We start from the raw sequence: 12,994 nt of genomic DNA on the forward strand, positions 1-12,994 counted from the left end.
CCGGAATCCGCAGCGTTGGAGCGCGGGCATCCGCAACTGGGAACTCCCAGATGCGGTGTACCTGAACCCGGAGCGAGCGCAGAAAAACGCAGAGAATTACAAGCAAGCAGCGTAACGGCTGAGGCGACAACTACCTTGACACACGCCGCTCGTAAAGAAAAGTAACCAAAAGAAAGCGATCCTTGCAGGAGGCGGGCGTGTCGGGGTTGCGTAGCCCAATGGTTTCGTCGTCAGGCCCTGGGTTCTAACAGACTCGTGCCGTTACCGGTTCAGAGCACCACGACCCGGCCAATGCCCAGGGATTCGTGGTGGTGCCCCCGGTAGCGGAATTCCTGCCCATTCGCCCATCTACCGGTACCGGCGCGAATCGTCACGACACATCACGTCGTGATGGTTTCGTGGTGGAGTGGGCGCGGTGGTGAGGTCATCGGCTTATCAATTCGGTGCCACCGCGCCCACGACTAAGCTTGAGACGCCTGCAACTTCGTTGCCGTATCCTCTGAGAGCGCCACGAAGTTGCAGGTGCCCCGTTTTCGTCGTGGGCGCGGTGGCACGGGATTGCTAGGACCAGGACCTTCTTCACCGCGCCCACCCCACCACGAAACCATCACGGCGTGATGTGTCGTGATGCTCCGTGCCGGTACCGGCAGATGGGCGAATGGGCAGGGAGCCGCTACCGGGGGCCTCACTACGGAACCAGCGCCATTGGCAGGATCGTGGCCATTCAAACCGGTAACGGCATGAGGCTATTAAAACCCGGGGCCTGACAACGAAACCAATGGGCTGCGCAAGCCCGACACGCCAGCCTCCTGCAAGGATCGCTTTCTTTTGGTTACTTTTCTTTACGAGTAAAGAAAAGTGACACCTCCGTGTGCGTAAACGGCCAACCCCGTACAGCCGCGACAGCAGCTAGAAGCAACAAAACCCCGCCAAAAAACGCTAAAACCGTGCCAAAGAGATGCGCCCCCCCAATCAAACCACCTCCAACCGAAAAACAGCAACCGACCTCTCCATCCTCTGCGCCTGCTCCCGCAAAGCATCAGCCGCCGCCGCCGCCTGCTCCACCAACGCCGCATTCTGCTGCGTAACCTGATCCATCTGCGTCACCGCCTGATTCACCTGCGCAATCCCGCTGCTCTGCTCGCGCGACGCCCGGCTGATCTCATCCATCATCGCCGTCACCCGCCCGACCGCGCCCACGATGCTCTCCATGGTCGTGGTAGCGTCGCCGGCCAGCGCCGAGCCCGCCTCCACGCGCTGGACCGATTGCGAGATCAGCGTGCGGATCTCCTTGGCGGAACTGCCGGCGCGCTGCGCCAGGTTGCGCACTTCGGCAGCCACCACGGCAAACCCGCGCCCGTACTCGCCGGCACGCGCCGCTTCCACCGCCGCATTGAGCGCCAGGATATTGGTCTGGAAGGCAATCCCGTCGATCACCGCGATGATGTCGACGATGCGTTTCGAGTCGGCCTCGATCTCGCCCATGGTCTGTAGCACGCGCCCCACCGAGGCTCCGCCGGCCACCGCGATGTCGGAAGCCGCGCTGGCCAGCGCGCTGGCCTGGTCCGCGCTGCCGGCATTCTGTTGCACGATCGCGGTGAGCTGCTCCATGCTGGCGGCGGTCTGCTGCAGCGACGATGCCTGCTCTTCCGTCCGCTGCGACAGGTCCAGGTTGCCTTGCGCGATCTCGCCCGCGGCCACCAGCACGTTCTGCGCGCCCTCCTTGGTATCGCCGATCAGCACGCGCCAGGTATCCACCAGCGACAGCAGGTGCCGCTTCACATGGCTGAGTTCGTCGCTGCCATGAACCTCCAGCCGGATGCCAAGGTCGCCGGCGTTGATCCGGCCCACCATGTCCGCCACTTGCCGCACGTCCTCGCGCATGCCGCAGCTGAAACCGGCGAACAGGTAGAACGCCGCGCCCACCGCCAGCAGGGCCACGCCGCCGAGCACTTCCAGTTCCAGCTTGTCGGCTGCGATGCGCTGCTCCAGCATGGCGCGGGCAAGTGCGGAGAACTCCTTGTTGACCGAGGAGACCGCGTTGATGGCGGCGGTCGCTTCGTCGAAATAGGCCTTGGCCTCGATGTTGATGCCGCTGCTGCCCAGCATCCTCTCCTTCAGCGTGCGGTAGAAAGCATCCACGGCGGACAGTTGCGCCTGTGCGTTTTCCACCCGTGTGCGATACGCCGGCGCGCCGCGCGTCACGCGGCCGATGTCGCGCCGCACCGATTCCAGTCCGTCCTGGATCTGCTCCCCGAGCGCGGCCAGCTCAGCCTGTTGCGCCGCATCGGAATAGCCGCCCTGGCTGATGATGGCGGCCCCCCTGCCACGCGCCAGCGCGCTCAGCTCGGCCAGCCTTGGCATCGGCCCGACCATCAGCGTGACCAGGTAGTACGAACCGCTATCGGGGTCGAGCGCGAGCGATGAGCGATCCGCCACATCGCCGATAAACAAGCGGGTCTGCTTGACCAGCGCGCTGTGCATGTCGAACAGCGGCCCGGCCGTCGTGTTCAGGCCCGTTTCATGCATGCGTCGCCACGACTCCCCGAGTTTTTTCGCCTCGGGCATAACGTCGAAGCCCGCCGCCGCCCCGGCTTGCTGCATCAGCCCGTCGAGGTGTGCAGCGGCCTTCGCATCCGCGCCATCGAACGTGGCGCGAAATGCCGCGTTACCCGCCAGCACGGCGTTGGCCGCACCGCGCCTGACCTGTGTCTCGCGCATGAAGTCGAGCGCGCGGTCGACGATGGCGAGGCCGCGCAGTTCGTCCTGGCTGGCGCGGATCGACTGCGCCGAGAGGCTCAGCACCGCATAAAGCGAGCCGCTCAGCGGGATCAGGAACAGGATCGCAAGCAAGAGCAGCTTGCGCGTGATCGTCAGGCGCGCCATCAGGCGCATGGCAGGAGAAAGGAAAGTCACCACGAAAGACCCCAGAAAAAGCACTCGCATGTGCCTTGTATCGGCCGCATCAAGGCGTACTGAAGCGCAGTTTTCCAGCTTTTTTTTCATGCACAACTGCGGGGCGGAAACAGCACAAGACGGGTGCAGAATGCCCGTAATTCGGGCGAAAAACAGGCACAAACCGCGTGTAGAACAGGCACAAGACGATCACGAAAGAGCGGATAAGAAAGCCGACACAAAACAGACGCAAATCAAACGTAGAACGGTAGGCATTGCGATGTCAGCGCGCCGGGCGGGTTCCGATGTGGGAAACACGCGGGCCAATGCGCGTAAGCAGTGTCCTTCTTGGGCGCTTGCGCCCCTGCTGGCCCGCGAGACCAGGATTCCCAACCCAGGAGATGCCGATGCTGAGTCCGCACGAATTTGCTACCTTGATGCTGGTCCACGATACGCAGGACCGCCTGGAACTGGATCCCGTGGATCTGGAGGCGTTGCTGGAACGCGGCCTTGTGTCGCTGGAGGAATGCGGGGCCGGCCATTGGTGCCCGCATGTCACGCCGCATGGTTTCGCCTTGCTCAGGGCGATGGGCTGGCAGGGCGATATGGCCAGGGTGCGGCATGGCGCGTCACGCGGGCAGGAAGCATCCGCGCGGTAAAGCGGCAAGGTGGTCTCGCCGCGTCCTCGCGGCTCAATGAAAGTCGCGGCTGGACACCATCAGACGGCCCAGCAGCGGACTCAGGTCCACCAGTTCCTGCGCCACCAGGTGCCTCACCTCGCCCTGGCGCTGCCACATGCCGATCACGCCCAGCAGCGTGGCGCCCAGCACTTCCTTGCGCTGGCGCTCGATCAGGTCCGGCCAGAGAATCACATTGACGGCACCCGTCTCATCCTCGATCGACGTGAAGATCGTGCCGCTGGCGGTCGCCGGCCGCTGCCGCACCGTGACGATGCCGCAGGCCCGCACACGCCGGCCGTTGCCGCAATGGGCCAGATCCTGCGCGGTGGCGTACTTCATGGCCGCCAGCCGCGGCCGCAGCAGCGCAAGCGGATGCGACTTGAGCGACAGGCCCATGCTGGCGTAATCAGCGGCCACGTCCTCGCCCAGGCGCGGCGCCGGCAGCGACAGCTTGCTCTCGGCCGGCGGTGCCTCGTAGAGCAGGTCATGATGGGCGGCCTGCAGCGCGGCGGCGCGGGCCTGCCAGCGCGCCTGGCGACGATGCCCGGCGAGGCTGGCCAGCGCATCGGCGGCGGCCAGCGCGTCGATGTCGTGGCGATCGAGCCGCGCCCGCAGCACAAGGTCCTCGACGCTGGCAAAAGGCTGCCTGGCGCGTGCCTGCTCGATGCGACCGGCAGCCGCCTCGCGCATGCCGCTCACGCGGTTGAGCCCGAGCCGCACCGCGGGTTGGGCGCGCTCGCGTCCTCGCGCCGCCCGCCCGTCCGCTTCCAGCTCCAGCGTGCTTTCCCAGCAGCTCACCGTGACATCCACGGGCGACGTACGTACGTGGTGGCGCCGCGCATCCTGCACCAGTTGCGAAGGTGTGTAAAAACCCATCGGCTGGCTGTTGAGCAAGGCGCACAGGAAAGCCGCCGGATGATGGCACTTGATCCACGCGCTGACATAGACCAGCTTGGCGAAGCTGGCGGCATGGCTTTCCGGGAAGCCATATTCACCGAAGCCTTCGATCTGCTTGCAGATGGCCAGCGCGAAGGCTTCCGGATACTTGTTGCGGGTCAGCGCGCTGACCAGCGCATCCTGGTGCTGCTTCAGATCGCCCTTGCGCCGCCAGGCCGCCATCGAGCGGCGCAGCTGATCGGCCTGGCCTGGAGTGAAACCGGCGGCGTCGATGGCCAGTTGCATCACCTGTTCCTGGAAGATCGGCACGCCCAGGGTCCGGCCCAGCACCTTCTCGATGACGTCGTTGTGATACGCCGGCGGCTTGCCGGTGCGCCGCACCTGCTCGCGCCGCTTCAGGTAGGGATGCACCATGCCACCCTGGATCGGCCCGGGCCGCACGATGGCCACCTCCACCACCAGGTCGTAGAAGGTGCGCGGCTGCAGCCGCGGCAGCATCGACTGCTGCGCGCGCGACTCCACCTGGAACACGCCGATGGTATCGGCGGCGCAGATCATGTCGTAGGTCTGCGCGTCCTTGCCGGGGATGTCCTCCATGCGGTACGGCGCGCCCGAGCGGCTCGGGATCGTCGCCAGCGCGCGGCGGATGGCCGACAGCATGCCCAGCGCCAGCACGTCCACTTTCAGCAGGCCGAGCGATTCCAGATCGTCCTTGTCCCACTGGATCACGCTGCGGTCTTCCATGGCCGCGTTCTCGATCGGCACCAGCCGCGACAGCTTGTGCCGCGCGATCACGAAACCGCCCACGTGCTGCGACAGATGCCGCGGAAAGCCGCGCAGTTGCGCGGTCAGGCTGGCCCACTGCCGCACCGCCGGTGATTCCGGGTCCAGCCCGTACTGGGCAATGCGGTCGAGAAAGGTCTTGCCGCCGTCCCACCAGGCCTGGCCCTTGACCACCTGCTCGATCACGCTGGCGTCGATGCCCAGCGCGCGGCCCACGTCGCGCAGCGCGCTGCGCGAGCGGTAGGTGATCAGCGAGGCGGCCAGAGCGGCGCGGTGGCGGCCGTATTTCCCGTAGATGTACTGGATGACTTCCTCGCGCCGCTGGTGCTCGAAATCGACATCGATATCGGGCGGCTCATCGCGCTCGCGCGACAGGAAGCGGCCGAACAGCATGTTGGCATCGCCGGGATCCACCTCGGTGATGAACAGGCAATAGCAGACCAGCGAATTGGCCGCCGAGCCGCGCCCCTGGCACAGGATGCCGCGCCCGCGGGCAAAGCGCACGATGTCGTGCACGGTGAGGAAGAAGGGCTCGTATTGCTTCTCCCGGATCAGTTCGAACTCCTCCTTCAACTGCTTGCGCCACTCGGGCTTGAGTCCGCCGGGGAAGCGCCGCAGCACACCCTTCATGGTCTCGCGGCGCAGGTAGCTGAAGGGGGTCTCACCGGGGGGCACCAGCTCTTCCGGATACTCGTAGCGCAGCGTATCGAGCGAGAAATCGCACAGCGAGGCGATCCGCACCGTCTGCGCCAGTGCCTCGCGCGGGTACAGCCGGGACAAGCGCTGCCGCATGCGCAGGTGCTGCTCGGCATTGGGCGCCAGCGTCATGCCGCACCCGGACAGCGGCTGGCCCACGCGAATCGCGCTCAGCACATCGGACAGCGGCTTGCGCGAACGCACATGCATGGTCACCGCGCCGGCCGCCGCCAGCGGCACGCCGGATTGCACCGATGCGTCCGCAAGACGCAGCCGGTGCAAGGCATCGGCATGGCCCTGCAACTGTTCGAGCGCGATCCAGCCGCGCGCGCCAAAGGTCTGCCGCATCCATTGCGCTTGCTGCAGCAACGCCTCGGGCTCGGGGCAATAAGACGGCAGCAGCAGCGCCAGGCAGTTGGGCATGCCGCGCAGGTGAGCCTGTTCCGGCTGCGGCGGCGCGGCCAGGTCGTCGGGGTGGAGCCGGTAGCTGCCCTTCTCCGAGCGCATGCGCCCCAGGGTGATCAGTTCGCTCAGGTTGCCAAAGCCTTCCCGGTCCTGCGCCAGCAGCACCAGCCGCAGCACCGGCTGGCCGGCGGAGTCCGTCAGCGTGAAGCGGCTGCCGACCAGCAGGCGGAAATCCTGCGCGGCGCGGGCCAGCGCGTCCAGTCGTTCATGGCGGCGCAGGCGGGCCTGGGTGGCTTCGCCAGGGGCCAAGGCGTCGCCGGCGGCGGGCGTGGCATCCGGCACGGCGAGGGATTCATCATCCACCCCATGCCCGCCGTCATGCTGATCGCCCTCTTCGCCGTCGTCCTCGATGAGATCGTCATCGTCGCCATCCTCATCCAGCCCCGCGGCCAATCGCGCCGCGCTGCGCGCCGCGGCGTCGCCGATGCGCTCACGCAGGTCCTTCAGCGCATGATGCGCGCGCGCCGTGCCGGCCACCGAACATTCATCGGTCAGCGCCAGCCCGCGATAGCCCAGCGCAAAGGCGCGCTCGATCAGCTCGACCGGATGCGACGCCCCATCCAGGAACGTGAAATTGGAAATGCAGTGCAGCTCCACATAATCCGGCAATACCGGCAGCAACGCGGAAAGCGCCGGCGGCAAAGCGGAAAACGAGGGCATGGCGGGCTTGCTGGACATGACAGGGAGGCAAAGGCTCAGGCGAATCTCAGGCGAACAGGCCGTGCAGGAACCAGCGGTATTCACCGCTCTCCTCGTGCCCGGGACGCTGGCGATAGACCCAGCAACGCAGGCCATCCGCACGTTCGGCGACGAAATAATCGCGCGTGGCCAGCGCGCCATCCCACCAGCCGCTCTCGATGCGCTCCGGCCGCGAGAGCAAGGTCAGCGGGCCGCCATGACAGGGCCGGTGACGCTGCACGGTGAGCGGCATCGGCTTGTCCAGCAGCCACGCCGGGCGCTCCGGCATGGCGCCTGCCGGGGCCGGCTGCGGCGCGCGCGCCGGCATTTCGTCGACGGGGCACCAGCGATTGGCGCGCTCGGGCCGGTGGTCGGGCAACGGCTGGGGTTGCAACACGTTTTCGCGGCCGAGCCGCGCCATCAGCGTATCGAGCAGGCGGCCCAGTTCGGCCGGCGTGCCGCCTGGTTCCGGAAACAGCGAATCGCTCTGCGGCAGGCAGGTCTCCATGGACTCCACCACCAGCATCAGGCCCACCGCCGGCACGCTGAACTGCACCTTGTCCAGCCGCTCCTGCAGCAGCCTGGACAGATGGACCGGATCGCGGCTGGGCTGCGCCAGGCTGACCGTCACCGGCGTAGACGGGGTCTCGGTGCCGAGCCGGTAGCGCTCGTGTTCGAGCCGCAGCACCAGCCGCGTCACGCCCGCCTGCTGTACCGCCAGCCAGCCGGCCAGCGCCAGCAGCAGGCGCTGCGCGCCCGCCATCACGCCCTGCACGGACTCGGTACGGCCCGGCAGCTCCATGCGCTGCGCGAAGGCTGCCGGCGCGCTGAACCAGGTAAAGCGCACCGGCACCTCGCCATAGGCCTGGTCCAGCCGCGCCAGCAGATCCGGCCCCAGCCGGCGCCGCAGGCCGGCACGCGGCAGGCCCCGCACCTCGCCCACGGTCCGGCAGCCGATGCCGTCGAGCCAGCCGTCGTCGGCCACGCCTTGCAGCATGGCCACCGGCAGCCGGTCCAGCAGCCGCGCCATGCGAGCAGCCCGCACCGCGCGCCGCGCCGGCCGCACCATCGCGCCACGGCGGTCCCGCCGCAGCGGCTGCGCCGCCAGCCACGCCGCCCCGAAGGCCGTGGGCCCGCAGCCAAGCTGCGGAAACACACCTAGCCGGCGCACCCGCGCATACACCGCGCGGCACAGCGCCAGATGGCCGCCGAACAGCCGCAGGCTGGCGCCGGCATCGATCATCACGGTAGCCGCATCGGGATCGGGATGGCCCGTCACATGCGGTGTGAAGTGCAGCAGCGCCAGCGCCAGCGCCGTCATCAGCTGCGCCTCGGCGGCCGGCTCGCGCTCCAGTTGCACCACCTGCGCCGACAAGGCCTGCACGCCGCCACGCCGCATCCCGGCCTGCACCCCCAGTGCCACCGCCGGCCCGTTGGCCAGCACCACCCGCTCGCGCTCCATCACCGCCACCGGCACCCGGTGGTGCAGCAGGCCGGAGGAAGCCGGGAGCGCGGCGGGCTCAGGCCAGTTCGGCTGCAACGCGTCCAGCGACAGGCGCGGCAGATGCACCGCGATCCAGTACGACATGGGCTTGCTCTCCCGCAACGGCTTGGGAAACCGGGAAATTGAAAGGGACCGGCGGCGGCGCGGACGGCGAAGCGGTCCTGGCCGGCACCGCCATCATCTCGCCCAGCGGCAGCACCAGCGGCGCATCGCGCACCGGGCCGCGCCGCTTGTGAAAAGTGATCGACAAGACATTGCCGGGTGCCGGAGACAACAGCAGCCGCAGCACCGCCGGCGACGACTCGTGCAGCACGCCGGCCGGGCGGCACGCCCAGACCACCGCGTCGCCCGCCTGCGCCAGCACCTGCAGGCGCCGCAGCGCCTCGGGACGCGCCGTTGGCAGCCACACCATCACCCCGCCAAAAGCCTGGCTGCGCAGCACCTGCTCCGCCGCCCACAGCACATCCGCCTGGGCCGCGGCCCGGCCCGCGCCAGCGGGCGGACGCACCCAGAACAGCTGGCTTGCCGGCAAACCCCATTCGGCCAGGCACATCGCATTGGGCAGGTACGGCGGCCCCACCAGCGCCACCCGGCGCTGTGCCGCCGCCAGCGCCAGCAACGCCGGGCGCAGCAGGCGCAACTCGCCCACGCCGGCGTCGGCCAGCAGCAGTTCCGTCAGCGCCCCCATCGGCCAGCCGCCGCCTGGCAACTCGGCCGAGAGCGCCGCATGGCCGGTGGGCAAGGCCGGCACGCTGCCCGCGCGGCCCAGATGGCCGAGCTGCCCCGCCCGCCACAGGCCGGGATAGCGTCGTTCCAGTGCGTCCAGCGCACCCTGCCGGTCGGCGGCGGGCGCTTGCGCCAACGGCGCAATGCCCGACACGTCGGGCGAGGCTGGGGAGAGATGGGTGGTCATGTGATGCTTGCGCCCCGGCTTGGGGACCGGGTGGAAATTTCTGATTACTGTATGTTTGTACAGTATCACGGAAGCGCGCAAGGAGGCAAAGCCGGGGTCGACAATGTGGAAACTGACAATAGTTAGCGTTCGCCATGGTTCGGTTAAACGCTGTGCGACGGCGATTGGGGAAGCGATGGCCGTGGCATTCGCTCACAGCTCCGCAACACCCCGCCTTTGGCTGCTCCCCTATACTACGAAATATCGTATAGTGCTACTCGCCACTGTATCTCCAGCCAGCACTTCTTGAAACCAGCATGCCCACCCTGATCCCCGCAGCCAGCCGCACCATGGCAGTTTTTGAATTGTTTGCCAGGGAAAAACGCGAGCTGTCAAATTCCGATGTGGCTCGTCTGCTTTCGGTTGCCGAGAGCAGTTCCCTTGACCTATTGCATACGCTGCATTCGCTCGGCTACCTGATGCGCACATCCCGCACGCGGCGCTTCTACCCGACCGCCCGTCTGTTGGAAACCGCGCGCCAGATCTCCGAAAACGATCCCCTGACGACACTAGCGCAGGAAGCCGTCGAGCAAGTGGGCGCAAAAACCAATGAGACCGTCTTCTTCGGTGTACTCGATACCACCGCTGTCAAGGTCGTTGCCGTGCAGCCGAGCCGGATGCCGTTGCGCTATATCATCGAGGTCGGCTCACGGGCGGCCTTGCACGCCTCCGCACTGGGCAAGGCGCTGCTGGGACTCCTGCCGGAAGACGAAGCCCGCGCAATACTTGGCAAGAGCAAGCTTCGTCCTTTCACCGAGCACACAGTGGTTGACGTTGACGAACTGATGGCGCAAGTGGCGCACGGCCGCGACCTTGGCCGATACGAGGCGCGGGAAGAAGGCAGCGAGGGCGTCCACGGGCTGGCGGTGTCCGGATGGTTGGGCGGCCAGCCGGTCGGCATTTCCCTGGCCGGGCCCGCGGAGCGCATGAGAAAGAACCAGGAGGCCTATTTGACGGCCATGCGCGAAGTCCGTGATTCGCTGATGGCTGACACCTGAGCTGCCCACGACGCATAGAAATCGGCGGCCTACGCATTGCGGCGTCCTCTTCATCATTAAAAGCGCTCCCCCTTGCTCCGTGCCACGGTCGCCCGCTGACTTACGCTGAAGGCCGCTTTCACAGATCCGCGATGGCAAGTGGAAGGTCATTTCGCCGTACATGAAGCCACCGCTGCCGCGGCAGTCCGGCGCGGTCAAAGCCGGAGCGCGTGCTCAACCCTGCCGCCAGTTGCGTCGTCTTCCTTGCAAAAGGCAACCAGCTCATCGCGGAATTCAATGCAAAGCGGAGAGAGATAGCCATCGGCGCGCCAGAACATGGCGATTTCCGGCTGCCGCAACATGTCCGGCTCGCCGATCACGCTGAGATCCCGGCCTTCGGGTTGCATAAGCGTGCGCTGCGGTACAAGGCCGAGCAGATCGGTATCCCGAAGGAGTTCGGCAATGGAAATGCCGGATCCAGTCCATTCCACGGCAACGAGCGGCGCAGGCAAGCCATTGTTGGCAAACTCATCTGCCAGCACCTGGTACAAGCTGGACGACGCCTGCGGCAGCGCCCAGCGCTCTTGCGCCAGGTCCGCCAGGGTCTTGAAAGCGCCGAGTCTGGGATGGCCTGACCGAGCGACCACTTGCAACCTCAGCGGCCGTAACGGAATGTGGCTGACATCGCGCGGCACATTGGCGGTCATCCCGCCACAAGCGAGGTCCGCATCCCCCGACTGCAGGGATAGTATGGCTCCCTGCGTCAGCCGCGTCTCAATGGAAAAAGTCGCCAGCGGCCGCCTGGCAAGGAAGCGTGCGACCACGGGGGACAGCAACCAGGAAAAGAGGTAGGGCGTCGCCGCAAGCCTGATTTTTCCTGCGCGCGCCGCGGCCTGTGCCTCCACTTCCCCCTGGAGATCGTTGGCTGCCAGCACCACGTTTCTTGCCCGCTCCAGCAGCGTCTGTCCAACCGGCGTGAGCGTGACGCCGCGAGCCGTGCGCTCGAACAGGCGCATCCCCGCATCGGCCTCAAGCCGTGCCAACGCCTTCGACAAGGCCGATTGCGTCACCCCAATGTGTTCCGTCGCCCGGTGCAGGCTTCCGTGTTGCGCCACAAGCAGGAACACCCGCAGGTCGTCGATTCGCATGGCACCTCCGGCCTGTATTGAAGTCTCCGCGAAGTATGCCTGAATGGAATCGCTTAACCCAACCGGGGAATCACTGCCAGACCTTGCGGCGGATAGAGTTGACCCCCGATGCGACAGGCTTCACCGACTCAGACAACTTGGAGACTGCTATGAATACGAATTCGGAACCCCTCGATCCGCACCTCATCGATGCGCTTGGCAAGGACGTGCAATGCCATGAGCTCCAAACCGGACGGCCGCCGCTGTTCATCGAGCCGAAGGGAGGCGAGTTGCTGGACCGTGCCCAATTTCGCGCCTGGACGCGGCGCGTGAAGCCGGTCCTGGAACAGCTCATCACAAAGCATGGCGGCATTGTGCTGCGAGGCTTCCCGACGCCGGAAACCGATGATTTTGCTGACATCGTCAATCAATATCCGCCATTTGAGGACGGCTATGTGGGCGGACGCGCCCCGCGCACGCAAATCAGCGGCAAAGTCATGGAGGCCACAAGGCTGGAAGCCAGCGCCGGGCTTGGCGTGCATTCGGAAATGGCATACCGGCGCCATTATCCGAAGCGTATCGCCTTCTTCTCGCGAGTCACGGCTCCCGTGGGCGGTGCGACTACCATCGCCGATGCGCGCAACTTTGCGTACGACATGGCACCGGAACTGGTTGCCAAGATCACTGAACTCGGCATCCGCTCCGCGCTGAGTTACGGCCCGAAGTCCGCGGCTGTCGAGAAGTCGTATGCCGACATGGACCGGCACGGCTGGAACCATGCTTTCAATACCGAAGACCCGGCGGAGGTAGAGGCGCTGTGCGCCGCCCGCGGCCTCGAACCGCTGTGGCATGACGACGGCTCGCTGACTGTCTTCACGACGCTCGAGCCGTTCATGTGCCATCCAGTGACCGGAAAGAAGCTCTATCGCTCGGGGCTGCACAGGTCGCACACCGCGACCCTGGTCCTGAGCACCGACATTCGCAAGAACCAGAAGTATCCGACCGGGATGTTCCTGGGCAAGGAGCAGCGCCTCGAACCGGCGGAGGTCGACCATATCAACGCGATTTGCGACAAGGCGACCCTTCGCTGGCAATGGCGCGACGGCGACGTGATGATCCTGGATAACCTGCAGGTATGGCACGGCCGCGATGCGTATGAGGGTCCGCGTGACGTGCAGGTCGCCCTGCTCGACTAAAGGCGAGGCGACAGGGCGGAAGCGGCGCGTTGCAGCGGTGAAGTAGCGCCCGCGGCGTGCCGGCATACCAAGGAAGGGGCGAGTTGTTCGCCAAATCTCCTTCATTGAGCTCACTCAGGCTTTCTCGCACCTCGATGCTCGATG

Annotated in this window: 8 protein-coding genes; 3 read left to right on the forward strand and 5 right to left on the reverse strand. The window is 66.4% G+C overall.

The genetic code is table 11. The features are described 5' to 3' along the window. Positions 1–972: 972 nt before the first annotated feature. Positions 973–2,946, reverse strand: a complete 1,974-nt coding sequence (locus AC1DS6_RS36565; RefSeq protein ID WP_477104332.1) for a methyl-accepting chemotaxis protein — start codon at positions 2,944–2,946, stop codon at positions 973–975. Positions 2,947–3,302: 356 nt separating this feature from the next. Between AC1DS6_RS36565 and AC1DS6_RS36570 the strand changes: the two genes are divergently transcribed. Next, complete coding sequence (locus AC1DS6_RS36570; RefSeq protein ID WP_441637318.1) at positions 3,303–3,554, forward strand: hypothetical protein; 252 nt, start codon at positions 3,303–3,305, stop codon at positions 3,552–3,554. 33 nt (positions 3,555–3,587) lie between these two features. Here the strand turns inward: AC1DS6_RS36570 and AC1DS6_RS36575 are convergent, their stop codons facing one another. From AC1DS6_RS36575 to imuA, 3 genes are read right to left on the reverse strand one after another with little or no spacing between them, the layout of a single operon-like run. Next, entirely contained in the window at positions 3,588–7,076 is a 3,489-nt protein-coding gene (locus AC1DS6_RS36575; protein ID WP_441637320.1) for an error-prone DNA polymerase, read from the reverse strand. A gap of 46 nt (positions 7,077–7,122) precedes the next feature. Continuing rightward, positions 7,123–8,682 carry a Y-family DNA polymerase gene (locus AC1DS6_RS36580; RefSeq protein WP_477104333.1) on the reverse strand — a complete coding sequence of 520 codons (1,560 nt, stop codon included), beginning with the start codon at positions 8,680–8,682 and terminating at the stop codon, positions 7,123–7,125. Beyond that, positions 8,615–9,511: a translesion DNA synthesis-associated protein ImuA gene (gene imuA / locus AC1DS6_RS36585; RefSeq protein WP_477104334.1), complete on the reverse strand. Its 897-nt coding sequence runs from the start codon at positions 9,509–9,511 to the stop codon at positions 8,615–8,617. Before imuA ends, AC1DS6_RS36580 begins: the two co-directional genes overlap by 68 nt. A gap of 296 nt (positions 9,512–9,807) precedes the next feature. Here imuA and AC1DS6_RS36590 point away from each other — a divergent pair, with 296 nt between their 5' ends. Further along, entirely contained in the window at positions 9,808–10,548 is a 741-nt protein-coding gene (locus AC1DS6_RS36590) for an IclR family transcriptional regulator (RefSeq protein ID WP_477104335.1), read from the forward strand. Positions 10,549–10,742: 194 nt separating this feature from the next. On the opposite strand, the gene AC1DS6_RS36595 is transcribed toward AC1DS6_RS36590, so the two are convergent. Continuing rightward, entirely contained in the window at positions 10,743–11,675 is a 933-nt protein-coding gene (locus AC1DS6_RS36595) for a LysR family transcriptional regulator (RefSeq protein WP_441634224.1), read from the reverse strand. 149 nt (positions 11,676–11,824) lie between these two features. Here AC1DS6_RS36595 and AC1DS6_RS36600 point away from each other — a divergent pair, with 149 nt between their 5' ends. After that, complete coding sequence (locus AC1DS6_RS36600) at positions 11,825–12,850, forward strand: TauD/TfdA family dioxygenase (protein WP_441634222.1); 1,026 nt, start codon at positions 11,825–11,827, stop codon at positions 12,848–12,850. Positions 12,851–12,994 lie beyond the last annotated feature (144 nt).

Source organism: Cupriavidus sp. 05L310 (genome assembly GCF_056398185.1).

Bases quoted from the DNA above. Each gene is read 5' to 3' on its own strand.
- AC1DS6_RS36565 (WP_477104332.1), bottom strand. From the start codon at position 2,946: ATGCGAGTGCTTTTTCTGGGGTCTTTCGTGGTGACTTTCCTTTCTCCT.
- AC1DS6_RS36570 (WP_441637318.1), top strand. From the start codon at position 3,303: ATGCTGAGTCCGCACGAATTTGCTACCTTGATGCTGGTCCACGATACG.
- AC1DS6_RS36575 (WP_441637320.1), bottom strand. From the start codon at position 7,076: ATGCCCTCGTTTTCCGCTTTGCCGCCGGCGCTTTCCGCGTTGCTGCCG.
- AC1DS6_RS36580 (WP_477104333.1), bottom strand. From the start codon at position 8,682: ATGTCGTACTGGATCGCGGTGCATCTGCCGCGCCTGTCGCTGGACGCG.
- imuA (WP_477104334.1), bottom strand. From the start codon at position 9,511: ATGACCACCCATCTCTCCCCAGCCTCGCCCGACGTGTCGGGCATTGCG.
- AC1DS6_RS36590 (WP_477104335.1), top strand. From the start codon at position 9,808: ATGCCCACCCTGATCCCCGCAGCCAGCCGCACCATGGCAGTTTTTGAA.
- AC1DS6_RS36595 (WP_441634224.1), bottom strand. From the start codon at position 11,675: ATGCGAATCGACGACCTGCGGGTGTTCCTGCTTGTGGCGCAACACGGA.
- AC1DS6_RS36600 (WP_441634222.1), top strand. From the start codon at position 11,825: ATGAATACGAATTCGGAACCCCTCGATCCGCACCTCATCGATGCGCTT.